Origin of the sequence: Rhodococcus sp. 05-2254-6, assembly GCF_002258565.1 — a bacterium.
GTDB lineage: Bacteria > Actinomycetota > Actinomycetes > Mycobacteriales > Mycobacteriaceae > Rhodococcoides.
Window position 1 is genome coordinate 24182 of the sequence record NZ_NOZF01000171.1, and the last position, 22016, is coordinate 46197.

Below are 22016 nucleotides of genomic sequence, written 5' to 3' on the forward strand. Positions count from 1 at the left end.
GTGGCTCCGTTCGTTTCGAGCGCGAACGCTCAGTGGTCATGGAATCGGCTGCAACCGACCGCGCGTTACGAACCGGCATCTCCCCAGAGGCGGCACACTGGAGTGCATGACAGCACTCGAAGCGCCCATCGTTGCCCAGCAGCTCGGCCGTCGCCTCGCGGTGTGGGGCGGTGGGAGTGTGCTCGCCGGAACGATGTTGGCGTTGCGCGGGTCGTCGCCTGCCCGACGGGCGTTCGGGTTGCAGACGGCGGGGTGGGGCGCGATCGATCTGGCGATCGCGGGTGCAGGCGCGCTGAGCTCGAAGCCCCCGACGGCCGCGAGTTTGAGCCGGCTGCTGTGGATCAATGCCGGTCTCGACGTTCTCTACATCGCGACCGGTGCGCACATCGCCGTCAGGAAGCCTCGGTTCGGCGGCCGGATCACCGCTGACCAGGCCGTGGGTCACGGCACTGCCGTCGTCGTGCAGGGCGCTGCGCTGCTCGCGCTGGACACGGCTCACGCCCGCATGATTGCCGGCTAATCACATGAGTGTCATTCTCTCCGTAGGTGTTTTGTCAAGTACCGACATGCCCGATTTGTTGCGCGATCAGTAGATTTGCGTAACACTCGTCCCATCAGTCACATCAGTATCGTGGGTCACACGGGGAACGGTGGTTTCGTCTATGCGTGTACGTAGTCGGCAGATCGCTGTCGGGGCTGTCCTGGCGCTGGCAGTGAGCGGACTCAGCGCTTTGACTGCGCCCACCGTGTCGGCCGAACCGTGCGGTGGGCTCGGCGGGCCGGGCTCGTCTCCGCTGTTCGGGTCGTCGGGCAGCGCGGGCATGTCGGGTAAGAACCCGCAGGGTCCGCAGGGGCCGCTTCCTCGGATCACCGGCAACACGCAGAGCATCGCTTGGGTCACCGGTCCGCAGAGTGCGAACAACACCTACAACGACCTCGCGATGTCCGGCACCGACCTCGGCATCAGCTGGGACAACGGTGCCGGCCAGATCCTGATGGCGTTCGGTGACACGTTCGGCGACTGCTCCTCCGGCAACGCGCAGTGGCGCAGCAACGCACTCTTCCGTTCGGACAAGGCGTCGACGAACTTGGCGCAGGGTATCGAGATCGGTCCGGCCGATCCTGCGGACAACACCTCCGGTGCCGTCGTGCGTGCGGACAACCCACGCTACGCGGCCGAGATCATCTCGAGCGCAAAGCTACCCAGCGTCGAGGACACGACCATTCCCACGGCGGCCATCGCGATCGGCAACACCCAGTACATCAACTACATGTCGGTGCAGAGCTGGGGCACACCCGGACGCTGGATCACGAACTACTCTGCGACTGCGAAATCCACTGACAACGGCCAGAATTGGTCGACGGATCCCAGGACCATCCGCGTCAACAAGGGTGTCACCATCCCCGGCTTCACCAACGTCCACGAAAGCCAGGGCAAGTTCCAGCAGAGTGCGTACGTCCTGGGCCGCGACGGCGAGTACCTGTACCAGTTCGGTACTCCGAACGGACGATTCGGCGACGCCTTCGTCTCGCGGGTCGCTCCTGGGGACATCGAGAATCTCGACGCGTACGAGTACTCGACGCAGGATCCGGACCCGACGAAGCAGTGGTCGAAGAACATCGGCGATACGGTCGCCATCGTCAAGGGCCCGGTCAGTGAGATGTCGGTTGCGTGGAACGACTACCTCGGCCGCTACGTGATGATGTACGGGGACGAGAATTCTCGTACCTTGGTCGCGCGCACAGCAGACAATCCCGAGGGGCCGTGGAGTGCGCCGAGGACCATCCTCGACGCCAATCAGACGGCCGGGGGAATCTACGCACCGTTCATTCACCCGATGTCGAGCGGAAAAGACCTGTACTTCACTGCTTCTCGGTGGTCGGACTACAACGTGCTGCTGTTGAAGACGAACCTCGATGCGCTGAAGTGATCTGCATCGATCGTTCGATCGCCGCGTCGAGGTAGGCGTCGACGTCCAGATCGAGGTCTGCGCCCAGCAGTCCGCGGCGAATCGTCGAAAGATACCTGCTCGACGGTTCGCCGGGCTCGCGCACGGTCGAACTGGTCAGCGTGAAGGCGGACCTTCCGTCGATATCCGGAAGTCGTAGCAGTGCATCGTATTTCCCGCGGAAGCTCTCGCCCTCGCGATCCACTGTCAGCTGCGACCACTGTCCGATGGCGAGCGTCTCCGTCGCCCCGATATCGACGGCTGCGACGACGTTCTCGACCGCGGCCAGATGAGCGAACTGGGCTCGCTCGATCAGATATCCGCGCCCTACAGAGCGATTCGCCGGATCGACCGTCGTGGAGACGAATGCGGATGCTCCGGTCCAGCGCCGGGAGACTCCCGCGAAATACAGCGCATGATCGATACACAGCCATCGTTCTTCGGCGGGTGGTGACGCAGTGGGTGCCGGTGGGTGCGCACCGAATTCGGAGCGCTCGTCGGACCCGGTCAGGTAGGTATGGAACCTCTCGCGCAGCAGGTTGGACCCGTACGAGACGTACCACAGCCGGTCGGTCACTCGGTCTCGAACAGCTGCCGGTATGCCTCGGCGAGCAGGTCGGACGCGAGGTCGTGGTTGTGTGATGCTGCGCCCGTTGAGTTTCCGGATCGCATCAAACGGGCGTTGAGACCGTAAGCGAGGTCGTCGAACGTGTCGTCGTCGATGCCGAGGTCGACGTCCACGTCTTCTTCCAGCAGTGCGCCGAGGTCGATCGACCACGACCACACGCGTTCGTCCCGGTGCGGACCGCGTCCTGCGCTGACCGTCTCGTTGGAGACCTCGAGCTGCTCGTCGGTGCGGTCGCGCGGAACGTTGGTGTTGATGCGCAGGTCGAGTTCTATGGTGTCGTCGTCGTGCACGATCTCGTCGACGCGGAGCGTCTCGAAGCCGCCGCACGTCAGCGTCACCAAGCGTCGCGGACCGGTCTCGGCGATATCGTCGGACAGGGCAGCGATCTGCCACAGATACTTCTCGGTGTTCGCCGGGTCGGGGATCGAGGAATTGATGTAGTCGGCCACGATGCTGCGGATGGCGGGGTACGCGATGTGGTCGGACAGTTCCCAGAACTGCTTGCGTGCCTTGCCGACTGCCGTGTCGAGCAACGTCGCCCGCTTGGCTCTTTCTTTCGGCAGTGCGGATTTCGCGCTCGGTGCTTCGCCGATCGCGCCAGGATCGGAAGGGCGTTCGCGGAGGCGGGTCAGGCGCGACACGAGCTCCTGCAGGTGCTCCAGCTGATCTGCAGTTCCGGCCGCGAAATCGAGTGCCTCGATGTCGGTCCACACGTCGAGGTCCGCGGCGAACCGCGCGGCGACCGAATCTGCGTAGCCCGAGTAGGCCGAGCCGTCGGTGAAGTGCAGAACGTAGAGCCCGGCTCGGTGTTCCTTGGCCGCGAAGACCGTGGCGATGGATCCGGCGTCGGTGACGTCGAATCGTTCGAAGGCGAATCCGTCGGGGGTGGCAGCTGCGGTCATGAACGTGAATCTACCGATGCGAGTGGAGAGCACCTATTTTCCAGCTACGTCGCTTTATCGACTATCCGTTCCTCGCGCAGACGTATCAGGTGAACCCTTCCGTAGTGGTGCGTCGAATCTTGCTCGACGACCTCGCCGCCGTCACCGCTGTGTGGTGGTCAGCAATCGGCGGCAGCGACCCCAGCTGAGCAATTGGGGCGACGCGTGATCGTAACTGCCGAGAAACACCTCCGGTCTACGTTCGGGTTTCGGACAATTCAGGAGGCATCATGGCGCGGTCGATGGCGGAGCAGGCAGCGGAGACGATCACCAAGGGGATCGGACGTCGCGGATTCATTCAGGCGGTGGCCGCGCTGGGCGCGGGCGTCGGAATCGCCGGAACGGCAGCCTGTTCGACGTCGTCGTCGACGAGCACCGCCGCCGCGAGTTCGTCGGCCCCGGCACCGGTCGGGATTCTTCAGCCCGGCGCAGGCGACATCTCCGGCGATCACTACCTGAGTTCCGAAGTCGACAAGGTTCTCTGGGGATACGTCCCGACGGTCGAGTCCGAATCGGTGCTGCAGATGAAGTCCGGTGAGACGGTGACCATCGATGCGCTCAGCCACGAGGGAATTCTCGAAGACCAGGGCCGCGATCCCGTCGAGTTCTTCGGCGGCAAGGGTGTATCCGAATCCGATGTGCTGCAGGACGCCATCGACATCGCCGGCGGGTACGACCGGACGGTCCGCAACTTCGACGTCGACGGACCGCACGTGGTGACGGGCCCGGTGTTCGTCGAAGGGGCGCAGCGCGGCGACGTGCTCAAGATCGAGACGCTCGAGGCGATTCCCCGCGTGCCGTACGGCGTGGTGTCGAGTCGGCACGGCAAGGGTTCCCTGGCGGTGACCGCGTCCGGTGAGGCACCCGCAGGTATCAGCCTGGACGAGGTGATGCCGCCGATCGGCAGCGATGGCAGGCCGTCGGGTGATCCGACGCAGTACGGCAACGTCTCCACGTTCACCGCCGTCGAGGACGGGCAAGGTGTGATGCGTTACGGCGATGCCGCCGTGCGCTTTCCGCTGCGCCCGTTCATGGGCATGATGGGCGTGGCGTTCGCCAGCGACCCGGGTCTGACGTCACCCAACGCGAACTCGATTCCGCCGACGCTCGGCGGCGGCAACATCGATGTCGGTTTGCTCGGTGTCGGATCGACGTTCTACCTCCCGGTGTTCGCCGAGGGTGCGTTGTTCTACGTCGGCGATCCGCACATGGCGATGGGCGACGGGGAGGTGGCGCTCACCGCGATGGAAGGTTCTCTGCGCGGCACCTTCCGGCTCACTGTGTGCAAGGCGGGCAGCGGTGATGCCCCGTCCGTCGCGTACTCGTATCCCTTTGCCGAGAACGAGGACTCGTGGATTCCGATCGGCCTGTCCGATCCGGACGGTGCCGTCGGCGGCCAGAGTTCGGACCTGAACGCCGCCATGCGTCGCGCCGTGGTCAACGCGCTCGACTTCCTCGAGACCGACCTCGGCATGGACCGGGCGACGGCCTACGCGTACCTCTCCGCGGCCGCGAACTTCACCGTCTCGCAGGTGGTCGACAAGACGGTCGGCGTGCACGGTCAGATCTCCAAGGCGCACTTCGACCGGTAGGAGTGCGCCTCCGGCGCAGTGGTGCGGGTAAGTGCCTCAGCGGGCACATAACCGCGCCACTGCCGGAGGCACCTCAGCGGTGTGCCGTCGCGACGAAGTGGCGGGTGGCGGCGTCGACGATATCTGCTGGGGTGACGGCTATCTCGTCGTTCAACCACGCGATGACCAGTTCCGCGAGTCCGCCGATGAACAGCAGGCCGTTGATTTCCGATTGTGGCTGCGGCCAGGCCTGTTCGCCGAACAGCTCGCGTGACTGCTCGGCGACCAGATGGGCGAACGCGCGCATGGACTGTCGTCGATAGTCGCGCAGTGAGTCGACGGCCAGCGACTCGATCATCGCGACGCGGCCCTTGCGTCGGTCGTCGGTGAGAACGCCGACGAACGCGGCGATGGCGTTGTGTACCTGGTCCTCGACGGTGGGGGCGGGGGAGTGCAGAGCGTCCAGGGCAGCGGCCCGGATCTCGTCGGATACCGACTCCACCACTTTCTCGAGCACATCCTCTTTGCTGGAGAAGTTCTGGTAGAAGTAGCGCTCGGTCAGCTTCGCCTCCGCGCAGATCGCGGTCATGGTCGTGTTCTGGGCACCGGCCGTCGAGAACACTTCGAGTCCGGCTTCGAGCAACCGTGCGCGACGGTCGGCGGTGCGATCGTCTGCGCTCATGCCGTTGTAGCGGCGCGTGGAAGCCATGCGTAGATCTTGACAGAGGGAGCAGGTGTGACGCAGACTACATCCCATCTGACGGGACGCTCTGTCAGATTGACGGAGGTCGACAATGGCACGTGCTCTGGCTGCTCCACCTGCTGATTCAACGCTAGAACCGGTATACGGCGACGGCGGTATGCCCGTCGTCGGGCACACGCTCGAGTACATCCGAGATCCCCTGAAGCTGCTCGGGAGTCGGTGGGAGAAGTACGGCGAGGTGTCGTGGCTGACGATGGCCGGTCAGAAGTGGATCACCGTTCTGGGTCCGGACGCATGCCAAGAGGTGTTGCAGAACGCCGACAAGGCGTTCGCGAACGGTGACGGCTGGTCCCTGCTGATCGGCCCGTTCTTTCACGGCGGATTGATGTTGCTCGACTCCGAGGAGCATCTGAAGCACCGACGGATCATGCAGCAGGCCTTCACCAGGGACCGGCTCACCAAATCCGTCGAGGCGTTGAATCCTGTCACAGCAACCGGTTTGGACGCGTGGCAAGGCGGGCGCGACGTCCAGGTCTACCCGGCGCTCAAGGCGTTGACCCTGGAGGTGGCAACGAGCATCTTCATGGGCGGCGCAGAGGGCAGCACCGATGCCGAGATTGCCGAGCTCAACTCCAGTTTCGTGGCGTGCGTTCAGGCGGCGACATCCATTGTGCGCTTTCGGGTTCCCGGAACTCGGTGGAAGCGCGGTCTCGACGGCCGCGCCATGCTCGAGGAGTTCTTCCGGCGGTACCTTCCGTCCCGGCGTGCCACCGAGACCGACGACCTGTTCTCGGTTCTGTGTCACATCGAGGGGAACGACGGCGAGCGCTTCTCCGACGACGAAGTGATCGACCACATGATCTTCCTGCTGATGGCCGCGCACGACACGTCGACTATCACTCTGTCGACGATGATGCAGTACCTCGGTCAGCATCCGCAGTGGCAGGACAAGTGTCGTGCCGAGTCCGAGGCGCTCGGTACCGAAGCGCCGACGCTCGCGCAACTCGACGAACTGCACAGCGTCGATCTGGTGATGAAGGAATGCTTGCGGTTGGTCTCGCCCACGCCGGTGGTTGCCCGCCGTGCGGTCAAGGACACCGAGGTGCAGGGCAAGTTCGTCCCCGCGGGGACGTATGCGTCGGTCGCCCCACACTTCACCCACCACATGGCCGAGTACTGGCCGAACCCGGAGAAATTCGATCCCGGCCGGTTCGCCGACGACCGCCGGGAGGACAAGGTGCACCGCTACGCGTGGGAGCCGTTCGGCGGAGGCGTGCACAAGTGCATCGGCATGTTCTTCGCCGGAGCGGAGATCAAGACGATCATGCATCACCTGCTGCTGCGGTTCGACTGGTCGGTCGACCCCGATTACGTTGCGCCGCTGAACTTCACGTCGCTGCCCTTCCCGGAGGACGGGCAGCCCGTGCAGCTGCGAAAGCGGTAGGTCTATCCGGCGCGGTCGGTGAGCCAGCCGATGATGTTCGCGGTGACCTCGTCGCGGTTGGTCTCGTTGAGGATCTCGTGGCGAGCACCGGGGTAGAGGGTGACGGTGACGTCGCTCATTCCGGCCTCGCGGTATCGGGCAGCGAGGGTCTCGATCAACTGTCCGCCCCCGGCGAGCGGGTCGTCGGTTCCCGAGGTGATGAGCAGCGGGAGATCGGAGCGGATCTGCTCGAGGTTGTGCGGGTCGGCGAGCTTGTCGGCCTCACCGAACAACGCGGGGACCGTCGACTCCGGGAGGTCGAAGCCGCACAGCGGGTCGGCGACGTAGGCGTCCACTTCTGCTTCGTCACGGGTGAGCCACTCGTATCCGGTGCGATGCTCGAAGGCGGCGTTGAACACGCTCAGGTCGCCTGCTGGCGCGTCGGCCATGCCGGCTGCGAGGATGTCGAGCGTGGTCGTTCCCGAGAGGACCACACCCTCGTACAGGTCGGATCGTTCGATCAGAACATGCTGCGCGGCAAACGATCCCATCGAATGCGCAAACAGGAACAGTGGCAGGTCCGGGTACTCGTTCAGCAACGACTCGCCCAACTGCTCGATGTCGGCCCACAACCCGGCGAACGCGGCGGCACCGAAATCGCCAGGGGTGTCGACGATGGACTGGCCGTGACCACGATGATCGGACGCGACGACGTGGAATCCGGCCTCGTTCAGGGCGGCGGCGAATCGGGCGTAGCGGCTGCCGTGCTCGGCGAGTCCGTGTGCGATCTGTACGACGCCGCGAGCCGGGTCGGCGGACGTCGCCCAGATGTAGGTACTGATCTCGGTGTCGTCCTGCTTGGATACGAACGACGAAGCATTGGCCACGGGTGACTCCTAGAAACGGCGATGGGGACGAGAATCGAACTTATCTCCTACGCCCTGAGCCTCGGAGCGAAATGCTCGACGACGGGGAAGGGTTCGTAGAGATGATGCAGCAGCGTCTTCCACTTCTGGTACTCGTCGGACTGCCTGAAGCCCTCGGTGTGGTCTTCGAGGCGTTCCCATTCGACCAGCAGTAGATACGTATTCGGCTGCTCGATGCCCCGCGACAATGTCAGATTCACGAATCCCGGCATCGCGGAGATGATCGACTTCGCGTCGGCGAACGCGGCCTCGAATTCGTCGGTTCGATCGGGGACGATGTGCAACAGAGCATGTTCGACGATCATCGAGACAGTATGGCCGCGGCACGACAAAGCTCCCCGGGCAACTGCCCGGGGAGCCATGCCGACAGGAACTACTTCGCGGAGACGCGCACGAGCTTCTTGTTCACGAACTCGTCCATGCCCCACGGTCCCAGCTCACGGCCGACGCCGGAGCGCTTGACGCCGCCGAACGGCAGGCCGGGCAGCGTGGTGCCGTGCTCGTTGACGAAGGCCATGCCCACTTCGAGCTGCTCGGCCACGTCACGGGCCTTGTCCAGGTCGGCGCTCCACACCGAGCCGCTCAGGCCGTAAGCCGAGGAGTTCGCCAATTCGATTGCCTGCTGCGGGCTTTCGACCTTGTAGATCACCGCTGCCGGTCCGAACAGCTCCTCGCTGTACGCACGCATGTCCGGGGTGACGTCGGTCAGCAACGTCGGCTGCACGAATGCACCCGGTCCGTCGATCTTCTTGCCGCCGGTCAGCAGCGTTGCGCCCTTGGCGACGGCGTCGTCGATCTGCTCGATCAACGTGTCGGCTGCGGTCTGCGACGACAGCGGGCCGAGGGTGGTGTTCGCGTCCAACGGATTGCCCGTCTGCACTGCCTCGAACGATGCGGTGAGCTTGGTGACGAAGTCGTCGTAGAACTCCTCGGCGACGAGGATGCGCTTGGCGGCGTTGCAGGCCTGGCCTGCGTTGGACAGCCGCGCCCGGGTTGCGGATTCGACGGTGGCGTCCATGTCGTCGGAGTCGAGCATGATGAACACGTCCGAGCCCCCGAGTTCGAGAACGACCTTCTTGAGGTTGCGTCCGGCGGTTTCGGCGACCGAGGTTCCGGCCCGCTCGCTACCGGTGAGCGAGACACCCTGCACGCGTGGGTCGGCGATCATCTCGGCGATCTGATCGTTGGTCGCGAAGATGTTGATGTACGCGTCCTGGGGGAGTCCGGCCTGTTGGAAGATCTCCTCCATCAGCAGGGCCGACTGTGGGCAGTTCGGTGCGTGCTTGAGCAGAATCGTGTTGCCCACCATCAGGTTCGGGCCGGCGAACCGGGCCACCTGGTAGTACGGGAAGTTCCACGGCATGACGCCGACGAGCGCGCCCACCGGCTTGCGCTGCAGCACAGTGTCTTCCGCGCCGGGGACGTCGAGCTTCTCGTCCTCGAGCAGCGCGGGACCGTTGTCGGCGTAGTAGTGGTAGATGTTCGACGACAGCTCCACCTCACCCTGGGATTCGGTGAGCGGCTTACCCATTTCGAGCGAGATGGCCCGCGCCAGTTCGTCCGAACGTTCGGTGTAGAGATCGGCGACCTTGTGCAGAATTTCGGCGCGGTGCTTCGGTGAGGTCTTGCGCCACGTCTGGAAGCCGGCGTGTGCGTCGGCCAATGCGCGCTCGACGCCGGCCGCATCGAGAGTTTCGAATTCCTTGACAGTTGTGCCGTCGGCAGGATTGACAGTTTTGTAGGTCGTCATATTCGGTTCAACGGTCGGGGAGGGGTCCGTTGTTCCGATCCGGGCAAATCGGATGCTCCGACGGTGGTCAGAGGCGGGGTAGGGGTAGGCGGCGAAAACCTTTGAGCGCCCTACCGGTCGGTAACTTGGAACCGCCGATGGAGTGATACCCCACTGGCACGCACAGCGGCGGGTTCAAAGATTAAAGTCGACGGTGGACGCATCCAAAAGACGACGTTGAAACTGAGGCAAAGGCGAAACATGACTGCGAAGAAGCCGACCATCATCTACACCCTGACCGACGAGGCGCCCATGCTGGCGACTCACGCGTTTCTGCCGGTCATACGTTCTTTCGCCAGCGCGGCCGAGATCAACGTCGAGTCGAGTGACATCTCCGTTGCCAACCGCATCCTCGCCGAGTTCCCCGACTACCTCAACGAAGACCAGCGAGTGACCGACAACCTCGCCGAGCTCGGCAAGCTGACGCAGCTGCCCGAGACCAACATCATCAAGCTGCCCAACATCAGCGCCTCGGTTCCGCAGCTGCTCGCTGCCGTCAAGGAACTGCAGGACAAGGGCTACGCGATCCCCGACTTCCCCGGCAATCCCAAGACCGACGAAGAGCGCGAGATCCGCGAGCGTTACACTAAGTGCCTCGGTAGCGCGGTCAATCCCGTTCTGCGTGAGGGTAACTCGGACCGTCGCGCGCCGAAGGCCGTCAAGGAATTCGCCCGGAAGCACCCGCACAGCATGACCGAGTGGTCGATGGCGTCGCGCACCCATGTCGCGCACATGCGCGAGGGCGATTTCTACCACGGCGAGAAGTCGACGGTCGTCGACGGTGACCGTGAGATCAAGATGGAGCTGCTGCCCGCCGACGGCGAGCCGATCGTGCTCAAGGAGACGGTCTCGCTCACCGACGGTGACGTCATCGACTCGATGTTCATGAGCAAGAAGGCGCTTCTCGATTTCTACGAGCACGAGATGCAGGACGCCTACGACACCGGCGTCATGTTCTCCCTGCACGTCAAGGCGACCATGATGCGGGTCTCGCACCCCATCGTGTTCGGCCATGCTGTGCGCGTGTTCTACAAGGACGCGTTCGCCAAGCACAACGAGCTCTTCGAGGAGCTGGGCGTCAACGTCAACAACGGCCTCTCGGACCTGTACACCAAGATCGAGACCCTCCCGGCGTCCAAGCGCGACGAGATCATCGAAGACCTCCACAAGTGCCACGAGACCCGTCCGGAGCTCGCGATGGTCGACTCCGCCCGCGGCATCTCGAACTTCCATTCACCCAGCGACGTCATCGTCGACGCCTCCATGCCCGCGATGATTCGCGCCGGCGGCAAGATGTGGGGAGCGGACGGTCGTCCCAAGGACACCAAGGCCGTCAACCCCGAGTCGACGTTCTCCCGGATCTACCAGGAGATGGTGAACTTCTGCAAGACCAACGGCCAGTTCGACCCGACGACGATGGGCACCGTTCCCAACGTCGGCCTGATGGCGCAGAAGGCCGAGGAGTACGGCTCGCACGACAAGACCTTCGAAGTACCGAAGGCAGGCGTCGCGAACATCACCGACAAGGCCACCGGCGAGGTGCTGCTGACGCAGACCGTCGAAGAGGGCGACATCTGGCGTCTGTGCATCGTCAAGGATGCCCCGATCCAGGACTGGGTCAAGCTCGCCGTCACGCGTGCGCGTGAATCCGGAATGCCGGTCGTCTTCTGGCTCGACCCGTACCGCCCGCACGAGAACGAGCTCATCGGCAAGGTGCGCAAGTACCTGAAGGATCACGACACCGAGGGCCTCGACATCCAGATCATGTCCCAGGTGCGTGCCATTCGGTACACGATGGAGCGTCTGGTCCGCGGACTCGACACCATCTCCGCGACGGGCAACATCCTGCGTGACTACCTCACCGACCTGTTCCCGATCCTCGAACTCGGCACCAGCGCCAAGATGCTCTCCATCGTTCCGCTGATGGCAGGTGGCGGTCTCTACGAGACGGGTGCAGGCGGCTCGGCTCCCAAGCACGTCAAGCAGCTCATCGAGGAGAACCACCTGCGGTGGGATTCGCTCGGCGAATTCCTGGCTCTGGCCGTGAGCCTCGAAGATCTCGGCACCAAGACCGGCGACGTCAAGGCGACCATCCTCGCCAAGGCACTCGACTCCGCCACCGGCAAGCTGCTCGAGAACAGCAAGGGCCCGTCGCGCTCGACCGGTGAACTCGACAACCGTGGCAGCCAGTTCTACCTCGCTCTGTACTGGGCACAGGAACTTGCCGAGCAAACCGAGGACGCCGAACTGGCCAAGCACTTCGCTGCACTGGCGAAGACCCTGGCGGAGAACGAGGAGAAAATCGTCTCCGAGCTCAACGAGGTTCAGGGCACCGCAGTCGACATCGGCGGCTACTACTACCCGGACCCCGAAGCCACCGCGGCAGTGATGCGTCCGTCCAAGACCTTCAACGAGGCTCTGGAGTCGGCGAAGAAGTAGTTTTATCTGCTCCACCCCATGGAATGAATGGTCCATTCACGCGCTCAGACGTGTTGAATGGACCATTCATTCGTATTGGGGTGCAACAGCATTGGGGTTTACCGCCCACCCCGTTCGGATCAATGTGACTTTCACGCGCTCAGACGTCGTGAATGGACCATTCATTCGTTCAAGGCGGGCACCAAAATATCCAGAAACGCCGTACAGCTCGCACTTTGGCGTCGCCCCGGCAACTGGACAACAGAGATGGTGCGATGGATGGTCGGCTCGATAGGCAGGTAGACCAGGTTCGCGAACGACATCATCGGCACCACCAGTTCCGGGATCACGGTGATGCCGAGTCCGGCAGCGGTCATGCCCGCCACGGCGGCCACGTTGTGCGCCTGAACCGATGGCCCGACGTCGACTCCCGCGCTTTCGAGCCCCAGTTGCACGTGCGAGGCGATGCTCGATTCGGGACCGAACGCGACGAACGGCTGGTCGGCGAGGTCGGTCCATAGCAGGCTTGTTCGCTGTGCCAGAGCATGATTCGGCGGTAGCGCGCAGACGAAGGCGTCGGTGCTGACCGTCGTGCGCATCAGATCGTTCGCTCGTCCCGACGCGGCGACGACTGCGAAGTCCACGGAACCGTCGCGAACCGAGGCCACCACGTCGTCGCGCAGCCCGTCTCTGATGTGTACCGAGACGTCGGGATGACTGTTGCGGAAATTCACGATGTACGGCGGGAGAAACGTCGCCGCGATCGAGGGCAGGCACGCGATGGTGACGGTTCCGCGGTCGCCCGAGACGAAGCGTCCGATCTGCTCCAGGCCGTCGTCGAACTCGAGCAGTACCCGACGGGCATAGGCCGTGACTTCGTGTCCGTCACCGGTGAGGTCGACGCTGCGGGTGGTGCGCATGAACAGTCGGACGCCCAGGCGTCGTTCGGCTTCGGCGACGGTACGGCTCAGGTTGGGTTGGGAGACCTGAAGCCAGTTCGCCGCTGCAGTGAAGCTCGCATGATCGGCGAGTGCGACGACGGCGCGTAGATGGGCGATGCCCAGGTTTATGCCCACGATGCATGAATCTATACCCAACTGATGTTGGACGGAGTAAGTGATCTGCACAACACTCGTCGTATTCGATGAAGGAGATCACATGCTGTCACTGCTCGGCTTCGGGACGATTGCCATCATCCTGCTGCTGTTGTTCACCCAGCGGGTCGCGGCCATCGTCGCGCTTGCAGGTGTCCCGCTTGCCGCGGCGTTCCTGGCCGGCAACTCTCCATCCGAGGTGGCAGGGTTCGTCAAAGAGGGACTCGGCGGGGTCGTCGGCGTCGCCGCGATGTTCCTGTTCGCAATCGTCTTCTTCGGGATCATGCGCGACGCGGGTCTGTTCGATCCGATCATCGCCCGCATCGTGCGCTGGGCGGGTAGTGCCCCACCGACCGTGGCAGTCGCGACCACTGCCCTCGCCGTGGTGGCTCACCTCGACGGTGCCGGCGCAACCACGTTCCTGATTGCCGTCCCCGCCATGCTCCCGATCTACGAACGCCTCGGTATGAGCCGGCTCGTCCTGGCCACCTGCGTCGGACTCGGTGCCGGAGTGATGAACATGGTCCCCTGGGGTGGTCCGACGGCTCGCGCTGCAGCAACTCTGGGCGTCGACGCCAACGAACTGTGGGTTCCGTTGATTCCTGCTCAGATCGCCGGAGTCGTGTTCGCACTGGGCGTCGCCTACTACCTGGGTCGGCGTGAGCGGACCCGTCTGGCCAAGGTCGCCGCGGGCGATGCGTCGGCCGTCGTGGAGGAGTCGACGGCGCGAATCGCCGAACGAATGTCCGTGGGATCCGGGGGTACCGGATCCGCAGTCGGTGACGCGAACGAGGAGCCCGGCAGCCCGTCGACCGGTGGCGACGATGCGGACGGTCCGGCAACCGCGTCGAGTGACCGAGCACTGCTGCGGCCGAAGTTGTTCTGGGTCAACGCCTTCCTGGTAATCGCGACGTTGGCTGCGTTGATCGCCGCCATCGCCCCTCCGGAAACGTGCTTCATCATCGCCACTATCGTGGCGCTACTCGTCAACTACCGCGGAATGAAGGCCCAGTCCGCCCGCATCGAGGCCCACGCTGTCGGCGCGATGCTGATGGTCGGCACGTTGTTGGCTGCAGGGGTACTTCTCGGTGTGCTCGACGGCAGCGGCATGATCGAGTCCATGGCGGTCAGCGCAGCGAATGCCATTCCGGACGCGATGGCCCCCGCCTTGCCGCTCATCGTCGGCGTGTTCGCCGTCCCGATGAGCCTGATCTTCGGGCCGGACGCCTACTACTTCGGTGTGCTGCCGGTCCTCATCGAGGTAGGTGACCAATTCGGAGTCAGCGCAATCGATCTGGCGCAGGCCTCGATCATCGGTGAGGAAACGGTCGGATTCCCGATCAGCCCGATGACCGGCGCGTTCTACCTTCTGGTGGGTCTCGCGAAAGTCGACATCGGTAAGCACATTCGCCACACGTTGGGGTGGGCGTGGCTGATCAGCCTCGGCATGCTCGGCGTTGCCATGGCCACCGGCGCGATCCCGCTGTGGTCGTCATGAGCGCCCGCGGAACCGTCCGGTTGGGTGCCGGCGCAGGTTTTGCGGGCGATCGCATCGACCCGGCGCAGATCTTGGCCGAGCGGGGCGAGCTCGACTATCTGATCTTCGAGTGCCTCGGAGAGCGGACGGTGGCGACAGGGCAGGCCCGAAAATTGCTCGATCCCACGGCGGGCTACGACCCGCTGTTGGCAGCGCGGATGCGTGCAGTTCTCGGGGCGACGACGGAGCAGGGCATCACCGTCGTCACGAACTCCGGAGCCGCGAATCCTGTTGCGGCAGCGGCCGTCGTTGCGCGCGTGGCCGAGCAGGTGTGCTCGCGTTCGGTGCGCATTGCTGCCGTCACCGGCGACGACGTGCTCGACGCGGTGCGCCGGATCGACCCGGTGGTGTGGGAGACCGGTCGACCGCTGTCGGAGCATTCCGAGGAACTCGTATCGGCCAACGCCTACATCGGTGCCGATGCGGTACTGCCTGCCCTCGACGTCGGTGCCGACGTGGTCGTCACCGGCCGTCTCGCCGATCCGGCGCTGTATCTCGCACCTCTGATGCACGAGTTCGGTTGGGCCGGGCAGGATTGGGAGACACTTGGTGCAGGAACTGCCGTCGGACATCTTCTCGAATGTGCGGGCCAACTGACCGGTGGTTACTTCGCCGATCCGGTCACCAAGCCGGTGCAGGGTCTGGCGAATCTGGGCTTTCCGTTCGGGGACGTACGCGCAGACGGTACAGCAGAATTCGGCAAGGTCGACGGTACCGGCGGGGAGCTGACGCGTCGAACGTGCGCCGAGCAATTGCTGTACGAGGTCGGCGATCCCGCCAGATATCTGACGCCGGACGTGACCGCCGATTTCACCGAAGTCTCGTTCGAGACCGTCGGACCCGATCGGGTGGCGGTGTCCGGGGCAACGGGCAGCACGCGGCCAGAGGAGCTGAAAGTGACCCTCGGGTTCCGGGGCGGTTGGCTCGGTGAGGGGCAGATCAGCTATGCGGGTCCGCGCTCGCTGCAACGCGCCGAGCTCGCCGGAGAGATTGTGCAGCAACGACTGTGGGAGGTGCACGGTATATCCGCCGAGAACGTGGGTATCGAGTACATCGGTGCGGGCGCTGCATTCCGTGGACTCGTCGCCCCCACCGATGTCCCTGAAGTGAGACTGCGCGTGACGGCGAAGGTGCCCGACGCCGAAACTGCGGCTCTCGTCGGCTGGGAAGTCGAGAGTCTTTACACCAACGGGCCCGCCGGCGGTGGCGGTGCGCGCAGCAGCAACACGGAGGTCTTGGCTATCAGATCCTGTCTGATTCCACGTGCACAGGTGACGACCGCCGTGCACATCACGGAGGTGACGGTATGAGGACTGTCGACGATTTCGCCGACGTGCGAACCGGGGACAAGGGCGACACCCTCATTCTCGCTGTCTTCCCGCGGACAGACCAACACTACGAGCTACTGGTCCGCGAACTGACTGCCGACGCCGTCGCTACGCATTTCGCACCGCTGGTTGCCGGAGACGTACGCCGCACTGAAATGTCTCTGGTCTCCGGGTTGGTGTTCGAGCTGCCCGGCGTGCTCGGTGGGGGAGTGACGGGTAGCCCCGTGCTCGACGGTCACGGAAAGTGTCTGAGCTACCACCTGCTGAGTATGACTGTATAAGTCTGCGCGTACCAATGCTTCGTAGTAAGCGCATTGTGACGGGCCCGAGCGGATTTCGATGCACGTTACAGAGCGAGAACGTAGTCGCAGGCAGGATACGATCGTAGATTTCAGCGGATTCGGGAGTTCAGACACGGCTGTTTGACGGCTTGGGAACACCACGATGGCAGCGACATCGCCGCTGAGGTATTTTGCGGCAGAGTCAGTATTGCAACAGTCAAGAGGTCTTGGGGCTAGTCATTTGACCGAATGAACTTTTGGCTGCAAGGACCATGGGGTCAGGATAGAGGAGCCCGCGAACTGGCTTTCTTCCGCGGGTAATGCGGCAAAATTGCACAATGAATCGATTTCAGATTCATTCACCAGGTTTGCTGTTGCTTCACCGTCGAAGCTGGGCTAATCTCCGGTGAGTTCGAGCGGTGGGTGGATGCGACGTTCGACTGGATCTTGTGAGCCAATACTGTGTCGGATCTTGACTATCGGGGGATTATGAGCGTTCGTACGTCGCTAATTAAGGTCGGTCTCGGCCTACTTGTCATAGTCGGTGGTCTTGTTTTCATGCTACCGCGGGCTCAAGAATTGGTACGGCCTTCAGAATCTTTAGATGGCGGCGTCCGAGGTTTGTTTGTCGTCTCTACGCAAGGTGGGGGTCGGGATCTTGAATTAAAACTGCATCAAAAGTTTGATGACAAAGGCGGAGTAAAGGTAGTATTTTACTTTACGGCGAACGGGCTCATCTATGGTGACGGCGGAAATGCGCAATCTATCGATTTTGAGATTGATTTTGTTGGCGATGCAGGAGGCGATGCTCAGTGCGGAACCGCGGATAAGATTTCCGAAGTAAAATTTGACAATCTTGAGGAGGGTCCAAAGCGAGCGATCAACGTGGACGCAATCAGTACGCGCAGTTCCGCGATCGGTTATGCCAGTGAGCCGCGCAGCGAAGAGGCGATATCTGATCAGCTGAATAACACAGTTGTGCACCAATACCGAGGTAAAATCTGGCCTCTCGACAACGGTGTGAAGCGCTCGAATCGTGACGAGGACGACAGTGGGAACGTCTTTGTTGAAGAGTGCAACTTCCCCACTTCAAGTGCTTGGCGGACTATCGGTGGACGAAACTTTGGAAATTCCGAAAATAAGACGCTGCTGCCGTTTCAAATTAACTGGACTTCGCTGAAGGGTTCAATCGACTTCCAGCAATCTATGACGGCCGACGTTGAAGTTCAGAGAGAGTCAGGTGTCGAATTGACGTCGTCATACCCCGAACCCGTTGTATTTGACAATTGGTGGGAGTATGAGCAGAAGTCGTACTGGTCGTCGGGTGATGCAACACCAAGTCGTTTTTCTTACTCTGATCAACCAGTGTATTTGTTTGAGAATCGTAATGAATCCGACCGCAAATCTATTCTGACGCTGTGGTCGGGGGTATTGCTTGGCTTGATTGCGACGTTGATAGTGCGCATCGCCTCGATTTCTATTGACATCTACGAGGAGCTGCGGTGAATTCTTAAGAAACGAGTTGCCTAATTTAAATAGCGCTGCGATCCTAGTTCATCTGCAACCAGTGGACCCTGTTTTTGGGACAAAACTGACTAAGTGCTAGCGATGCTGCCTAGGTTGTTACTAGGGTTAACACCGTTCATCCCGTAGTGAACCGCGTTGCAGGACCACGGCGCGTCGCACCCCGCATGTTAGCCACGGCAGCGGTGTCGCTTAGATCAAATTATCCTTAGAATAAATTTTTGCCTGCGGCAGCATCGGTAACGCAACCGGGTACAACTGGAAGTTCCCGCTCATTCCTTTCAATTCCACTTCACGGGGCAGGCCTAGGGGCAGATCGGCGGCCGTGCTGATGGCATTGCGCACCGGTTCGCTGATCAAAATCTCACCGCCCTCGGCCTGTCCCGCAACCCGTGCCGCCATGGCCACGTTGAGGCCGAACAGGTCGTCTCCTCGACGCACCGAGCTGCCGACGTGCACGCCCATACGGACGCGAATGCGGTGCCAGCGATCGGGGTTCTTCAGCAGCGCTTCCTGCACCTTCACTCCGCAGCGCACCGCCTGGGCCGGGTCGGAGAAGGCGATCATGTAGCCGTCGCCCTGGCTTTTCACCACGTGACCGCCGTGATCGTCGACGTGTTTGCGGATCAACTTGTTGTGCTTCTCGAGCAGCTTCACCCAGCCGCGGTCGCCGAGTTCCTCGTTGCGGGCGGTGGAGCCCTCGATGTCGGAGAACATCACCACGATGTCCCCGTCGGCGGTCATGCGCGCCAGATCAGGGCGCTCCACTTTCGCCCAGCCGGCGAGGTCCTCGACTGAGTTGCGGACCGTTGCACCGAAGCCCTTGTTGATGAGTAAGTCCGTGGTGTGGAATGCGGTTCTGATCGCGAATGGCACCAGGCCGCGTCGCTTACGGCGTTGCTGCGATTCGAGAGCGCGGTCCAGTGCACGACGTGTGTGCTTCAGCTTTCGACGCGAGACGATCAAGACCACACCGAGCGCGATGATGGCAGCGAGCTCTACTCCGGCAACTATCCACAGGATCACGTCGCTCATCTTTGCCTGTCGACGATGCTCGTGGTTGCACAACCGACCGCAAACTGCCGTCGGTAGGCCGTCGGCGTCACCGCGAAGGCCGAGCGGAAGTTCTGACGCAAAGTGACGGCGCTGCCGAATCCGCACAGCGCTGCGATGTTCTCGACGCTGCGATCGGTCGTTTCGAGCAGGCTCTTGGCCTCGTTCAGTCGCTTGTCCAGTACCCAACGGGCGGGGGTGGACCCCGTCTCGAGGTGGAACTGGCGGATGAAGCTGCGTCGGCTCATGCACGCATGTTCGGCCAGTCGCTCGATGGGCAAGGGCTCGTCCAGTCTTTCGAGTGCCCAGCTCAGCACGTCGGCAATCGCGGTACCTCCGGATGCCTCCGTGACCGGACGCTCGATGTACTGGGCCTGGCCACCGTCGCGATGAGGTGCGACCACCAGACTGCGCGCCACCCGGGTCGCCGCCGCCGAACCGAGGTGTTTGCGCACGATGTGCAGGCAGGAATCGATCGACGACGCGGTGCCCGCAGACGTCATCACGTCGCCGTGATCGATGTAGAGCACCGACTCGTCGACGCCGGCGTGTGAATTTCGCTCCCGCAGTTCGGTCATCTTGGTCCAGTGTGTGACAGCCGGGCGGCCGGCGAGCAGCCCGGTATCTGCGACGGCGAACGAGCCGAGGCACAGTCCTGCGATTTCCGCTCCACGCGAATGGGCGTCACGAAGCTGCGCCGACAGGGTTTTCCCGATGTGCGGCAACGACTCCGGCCACGACGTGACGATGACGATGTCGGCCCAGTCGACGGTATCGGGGCCGGCAATCTCGCCGACCGGGAAGCCCTCCTCGGTGCGGATCGACCCGGCTTCGTCGGACCACACTCGCGTCTCCCAGTCCGGTGCGAGTCCGAGTCGAGTCACCTCGCCGAACACCATCAACGGCGCGGCGAGGTGGAACATCGTGATGCCGTCGAACGCATAGAGCGCGATTCGCATGGCTGTCTCCGATCTCGACCGTTGGCCCGAATCAATCGAAAGTATGCATCCGTGCCACTCGTGGAAGCAATGCCGCCACCGCAGGATGAGAAGCGACCGAGATCGCCAGTCGAAGGAGAACACCATGACCGCACCACGCAGAGCATTGATCGTCATCGACGTCCAGCAGGAGTACTTCGAGGGTGTGCTGCAGATTCAGTACCCGCCTCGTGACCAGTCGTTGGCCAACATCGTCCGGGCGATCGAAGCCGCAGTGGCGCAGGATCTTCCCGTGGCGATCGTGCAGCACGAGATGCCCGACGGCGCTCCGGCGTTCGTGAAGGGCACCCCGACGTACGAGCTGCACCCCGACATTCAGGCGCTCGTACAACCCTCGTTCGAGCGAGTCGAGAAGAAGTACAGCAGCGTGTTCGCCGGTACCGGTGTCGCGAAGTGGTTGCAGGGCAACAATATCGACACCGTCACGATCGTCGGATACATGACCAACAACTGCGACCTCGCATCCAGCGCCGACGCCGAGGTGCTGGATCTGACCGTCGAAATTCTGTCCGACGCCACCGGCGCGATCAATCTCTCGAACGAGGCAGGCACCGTCTCGGCGGAGCAACTGCACAAGGCGCTGATGGTGCTGCTGCAGTCGAACTTCGCAGCGGTCGCGTCGACAGATCAGTGGATCGACGCCGTCAAGAACGGAAACAATCTGATCGCGAACAATCTGGTGGTCTCGGCAGCTCAGGGCAACGACGCGGTGGCCTGACGCTCGGTACGCTGGATGCGGTGACGGCACGGGCAATTACCGACGAGACATTCGGTGCGTGGGTGATCAAGTGCAATCCGCACAAGACCGATCTCGCGCCGATGGTCGACGCCGGACGTGCGCACGACCACTGGTGCGTCGCCGACAACTATCGAACTCGTCTGATGGCACCCGGACGGCCGGTGTTGTTCTGGGTCAGTACCCATGCCCGACGCGGAATCTGGGGTGCCGGCACCCTGACCGGCTCCCCGGTCCCGGGGCACCAGTGGAAAATCTCGACGGACATCACGCTGTTCGACGAGCCGATTCTTGCGTCGGACATTCAGTCGATCGCGACACTGTCGACGCTCGAGGTGTTTCGATCGCCGCAGCAGTCCAACCCCTCGTGGGTCGACGCCTCTGCGTGGGCGATCATCAGAACTATGCTGCCGGAGTGACTGCGGGTGGTGCATGATCGAAGGGTGACTTCCTTCCCGATCATCGACCTCACTCCCGACGAGCTGCTGACCACGACGCGCACCGTCCGTAAGCGTCTCGACCTGACGCGACCGGTTCCGATGGAACTGATCAAGGAATGCCTGGAGATCGCGTTGCAGGCCCCGTCGGGATCGAACAAGCAGGGGTGGCAGTGGATCGTCGTGACCGATCCTGATCTTCGCGCTCGTATCGGTGCGATCTACGGCGAACTGTTCACCGCGTATCAGGCGTCCAAGCATTCTGCGTCGGCCCTATTCACCGACGACCCAGAACGTGCCTCGGTCCAGAAGCGTGTCGGAGACAGTGCGAGCTGGCTCGGCGAGCACATGGGTGAGGTTCCGGTTCTGCTGATTCCGTGCATCCAGGCCGGCAAGACGCTCCCGGCCGGCAATCAAGCCGGTCTGTGGGGCTCGCTGCTGCCCGCGGTGTGGAACTACGCCCTGGCCGCACGGGCGCGTGGTCTCGGAACAGCTTGGACCACAATTCATCTCGCGAAGGAAGCCGAAATCTCCGAACTGCTCGGCATTCCCGACGACTTCCATCAGGGTGCGCTGATCCCTACGGCGTACTACACAGGGGAGACCTTCAAGGTCGCTCCGCGGGATCCGATCGAGACGGTGCTGCACGTCGATCGCTGGTGATGCGCGCGCAGCCCGTC

21 protein-coding genes are annotated in these 22016 nt (G+C 62.9%); 12 read left to right on the top strand and 9 right to left on the bottom strand.

Annotated elements, in window-relative coordinates:
- The first annotated feature begins 106 nt into the window (after positions 1 to 106).
- A complete protein-coding gene (locus CH256_RS23350; RefSeq protein ID WP_094670749.1) occupies positions 107 to 520 on the top strand; it encodes a DUF6992 family protein in 414 nt (137 codons plus the stop codon).
- A 142-nt stretch (positions 521 to 662) separates the two neighbouring features.
- Entirely contained in the window at positions 663 to 1931 is a 1269-nt protein-coding gene (locus CH256_RS23355) for a DUF4185 domain-containing protein (RefSeq protein ID WP_094670751.1), read from the top strand.
- On the opposite strand, the gene CH256_RS23360 is transcribed toward CH256_RS23355, so the two are convergent.
- Both CH256_RS23360 and CH256_RS28770 read right to left on the bottom strand, forming a co-directional pair.
- Complete coding sequence (locus tag CH256_RS23360) at positions 1864 to 2526, bottom strand: hypothetical protein (protein ID WP_094670753.1); 663 nt, start codon at positions 2524 to 2526, stop codon at positions 1864 to 1866. The genes CH256_RS23355 and CH256_RS23360 overlap by 68 nt on opposite strands.
- Positions 2523 to 3479 (bottom strand): hypothetical protein, encoded by a 957-nt coding sequence (locus CH256_RS28770; protein WP_255183381.1) that lies wholly within the window; start codon positions 3477 to 3479, stop codon positions 2523 to 2525. Before CH256_RS28770 ends, CH256_RS23360 begins: the two co-directional genes overlap by 4 nt.
- A gap of 269 nt (positions 3480 to 3748) precedes the next feature.
- Between CH256_RS28770 and CH256_RS23370 the strand changes: the two genes are divergently transcribed.
- Complete coding sequence (locus tag CH256_RS23370) at positions 3749 to 5110, top strand: acetamidase/formamidase family protein (protein WP_094639882.1); 1362 nt, start codon at positions 3749 to 3751, stop codon at positions 5108 to 5110.
- Between the two features lie 73 nt (positions 5111 to 5183).
- Here the strand turns inward: CH256_RS23370 and CH256_RS23375 are convergent, their stop codons facing one another.
- Entirely contained in the window at positions 5184 to 5798 is a 615-nt protein-coding gene (locus tag CH256_RS23375) for a TetR/AcrR family transcriptional regulator (protein ID WP_179272200.1), read from the bottom strand.
- 85 nt (positions 5799 to 5883) lie between these two features.
- Between CH256_RS23375 and CH256_RS23380 the strand changes: the two genes are divergently transcribed.
- A complete protein-coding gene (locus tag CH256_RS23380; RefSeq protein WP_094670755.1) occupies positions 5884 to 7236 on the top strand; it encodes a cytochrome P450 in 1353 nt (450 codons plus the stop codon).
- Between the two features lie 2 nt (positions 7237 to 7238).
- On the opposite strand, the gene CH256_RS23385 is transcribed toward CH256_RS23380, so the two are convergent.
- From CH256_RS23385 to CH256_RS23395, 3 genes are all read right to left on the bottom strand, one after another.
- Positions 7239 to 8102 carry an alpha/beta fold hydrolase gene (locus tag CH256_RS23385; RefSeq protein WP_094670757.1) on the bottom strand — a complete coding sequence of 288 codons (864 nt, stop codon included), beginning with the start codon at positions 8100 to 8102 and terminating at the stop codon, positions 7239 to 7241.
- 47 nt (positions 8103 to 8149) lie between these two features.
- Positions 8150 to 8446, bottom strand: a complete 297-nt coding sequence (locus tag CH256_RS23390) for an antibiotic biosynthesis monooxygenase family protein (RefSeq protein ID WP_094670759.1) — start codon at positions 8444 to 8446, stop codon at positions 8150 to 8152.
- A gap of 68 nt (positions 8447 to 8514) precedes the next feature.
- On the bottom strand, positions 8515 to 9891 hold the full coding sequence (locus tag CH256_RS23395) for an NAD-dependent succinate-semialdehyde dehydrogenase (RefSeq protein ID WP_094639886.1): 1377 nt from the start codon (positions 9889 to 9891) through the stop codon (positions 8515 to 8517).
- 240 nt (positions 9892 to 10131) lie between these two features.
- Here CH256_RS23395 and CH256_RS23400 point away from each other — a divergent pair, with 240 nt between their 5' ends.
- Entirely contained in the window at positions 10132 to 12369 is a 2238-nt protein-coding gene (locus CH256_RS23400) for an NADP-dependent isocitrate dehydrogenase (RefSeq protein WP_068047209.1), read from the top strand.
- A gap of 161 nt (positions 12370 to 12530) precedes the next feature.
- Here CH256_RS23400 and CH256_RS23405 read toward each other — a convergent pair whose 3' ends face one another.
- Positions 12531 to 13424, bottom strand: a complete 894-nt coding sequence (locus tag CH256_RS23405; protein WP_094670789.1) for a LysR family transcriptional regulator — start codon at positions 13422 to 13424, stop codon at positions 12531 to 12533.
- A gap of 82 nt (positions 13425 to 13506) precedes the next feature.
- Between CH256_RS23405 and CH256_RS23410 the strand changes: the two genes are divergently transcribed.
- The 4 genes from CH256_RS23410 (at position 13507) to CH256_RS27825 (ending at position 18094) form a co-directional block, all read left to right on the top strand.
- Positions 13507 to 14940 carry a CitMHS family transporter gene (locus tag CH256_RS23410; RefSeq protein ID WP_094670761.1) on the top strand — a complete coding sequence of 478 codons (1434 nt, stop codon included), beginning with the start codon at positions 13507 to 13509 and terminating at the stop codon, positions 14938 to 14940.
- Positions 14937 to 16289 carry an acyclic terpene utilization AtuA family protein gene (locus tag CH256_RS23415; RefSeq protein ID WP_094670791.1) on the top strand — a complete coding sequence of 451 codons (1353 nt, stop codon included), beginning with the start codon at positions 14937 to 14939 and terminating at the stop codon, positions 16287 to 16289. Before CH256_RS23410 ends, CH256_RS23415 begins: the two co-directional genes overlap by 4 nt.
- Positions 16286 to 16588, top strand: a complete 303-nt coding sequence (locus tag CH256_RS23420; RefSeq protein ID WP_094670763.1) for an AtuA-related protein — start codon at positions 16286 to 16288, stop codon at positions 16586 to 16588. The genes CH256_RS23415 and CH256_RS23420 overlap by 4 nt, the downstream gene beginning before the upstream one ends.
- Positions 16589 to 17077: 489 nt before the next feature.
- Positions 17078 to 18094: a hypothetical protein gene (locus CH256_RS27825; protein WP_143536655.1), complete on the top strand. Its 1017-nt coding sequence runs from the start codon at positions 17078 to 17080 to the stop codon at positions 18092 to 18094.
- Positions 18095 to 18304: 210 nt separating this feature from the next.
- Here CH256_RS27825 and CH256_RS23430 read toward each other — a convergent pair whose 3' ends face one another.
- Both CH256_RS23430 and CH256_RS23435 read right to left on the bottom strand, forming a co-directional pair.
- Positions 18305 to 19147 carry an adenylate/guanylate cyclase domain-containing protein gene (locus CH256_RS23430; RefSeq protein WP_179272201.1) on the bottom strand — a complete coding sequence of 281 codons (843 nt, stop codon included), beginning with the start codon at positions 19145 to 19147 and terminating at the stop codon, positions 18305 to 18307.
- Positions 19144 to 20124: a GlxA family transcriptional regulator gene (locus tag CH256_RS23435; protein WP_094670767.1), complete on the bottom strand. Its 981-nt coding sequence runs from the start codon at positions 20122 to 20124 to the stop codon at positions 19144 to 19146. Before CH256_RS23435 ends, CH256_RS23430 begins: the two co-directional genes overlap by 4 nt.
- 124 nt (positions 20125 to 20248) lie before the next feature.
- Between CH256_RS23435 and CH256_RS23440 the strand changes: the two genes are divergently transcribed.
- Genes CH256_RS23440 through CH256_RS23450 form a run of 3 tightly spaced genes read left to right on the top strand, consistent with a single transcriptional unit; the run spans position 20249 to position 21999 of the window.
- Entirely contained in the window at positions 20249 to 20881 is a 633-nt protein-coding gene (locus CH256_RS23440; protein WP_094670795.1) for an isochorismatase family protein, read from the top strand.
- Between the two features lie 20 nt (positions 20882 to 20901).
- Entirely contained in the window at positions 20902 to 21318 is a 417-nt protein-coding gene (locus tag CH256_RS23445; RefSeq protein WP_256989526.1) for a hypothetical protein, read from the top strand.
- Between the two features lie 24 nt (positions 21319 to 21342).
- Positions 21343 to 21999: a nitroreductase family protein gene (locus CH256_RS23450; RefSeq protein ID WP_094670769.1), complete on the top strand. Its 657-nt coding sequence runs from the start codon at positions 21343 to 21345 to the stop codon at positions 21997 to 21999.
- The last annotated feature ends 17 nt before the right edge of the window (positions 22000 to 22016 follow it).

What these genes read in the sequence shown, in the direction of transcription:
- CH256_RS23375 (WP_179272200.1), bottom strand. Translation starts at nt 5,798, where the DNA reads ATGGCTTCCACGCGCCGCTACAACGGCATGAGCGCAGACGATCGCACC.
- CH256_RS23350 (WP_094670749.1), top strand. Translation starts at nt 107, where the DNA reads ATGACAGCACTCGAAGCGCCCATCGTTGCCCAGCAGCTCGGCCGTCGC.
- CH256_RS23440 (WP_094670795.1), top strand. Translation starts at nt 20,249, where the DNA reads ATGACCGCACCACGCAGAGCATTGATCGTCATCGACGTCCAGCAGGAG.
- CH256_RS23410 (WP_094670761.1), top strand. Translation starts at nt 13,507, where the DNA reads ATGCTGTCACTGCTCGGCTTCGGGACGATTGCCATCATCCTGCTGCTG.
- CH256_RS23370 (WP_094639882.1), top strand. Translation starts at nt 3,749, where the DNA reads ATGGCGCGGTCGATGGCGGAGCAGGCAGCGGAGACGATCACCAAGGGG.
- CH256_RS23415 (WP_094670791.1), top strand. Translation starts at nt 14,937, where the DNA reads ATGAGCGCCCGCGGAACCGTCCGGTTGGGTGCCGGCGCAGGTTTTGCG.
- CH256_RS23420 (WP_094670763.1), top strand. Translation starts at nt 16,286, where the DNA reads ATGAGGACTGTCGACGATTTCGCCGACGTGCGAACCGGGGACAAGGGC.
- CH256_RS27825 (WP_143536655.1), top strand. Translation starts at nt 17,078, where the DNA reads ATGAGCGTTCGTACGTCGCTAATTAAGGTCGGTCTCGGCCTACTTGTC.
- CH256_RS23380 (WP_094670755.1), top strand. Translation starts at nt 5,884, where the DNA reads ATGGCACGTGCTCTGGCTGCTCCACCTGCTGATTCAACGCTAGAACCG.
- CH256_RS23435 (WP_094670767.1), bottom strand. Translation starts at nt 20,124, where the DNA reads ATGCGAATCGCGCTCTATGCGTTCGACGGCATCACGATGTTCCACCTC.
- CH256_RS23390 (WP_094670759.1), bottom strand. Translation starts at nt 8,446, where the DNA reads ATGATCGTCGAACATGCTCTGTTGCACATCGTCCCCGATCGAACCGAC.
- CH256_RS23400 (WP_068047209.1), top strand. Translation starts at nt 10,132, where the DNA reads ATGACTGCGAAGAAGCCGACCATCATCTACACCCTGACCGACGAGGCG.
- CH256_RS23395 (WP_094639886.1), bottom strand. Translation starts at nt 9,891, where the DNA reads ATGACGACCTACAAAACTGTCAATCCTGCCGACGGCACAACTGTCAAG.
- CH256_RS23430 (WP_179272201.1), bottom strand. Translation starts at nt 19,147, where the DNA reads ATGAGCGACGTGATCCTGTGGATAGTTGCCGGAGTAGAGCTCGCTGCC.
- CH256_RS28770 (WP_255183381.1), bottom strand. Translation starts at nt 3,479, where the DNA reads ATGACCGCAGCTGCCACCCCCGACGGATTCGCCTTCGAACGATTCGAC.
- CH256_RS23355 (WP_094670751.1), top strand. Translation starts at nt 663, where the DNA reads ATGCGTGTACGTAGTCGGCAGATCGCTGTCGGGGCTGTCCTGGCGCTG.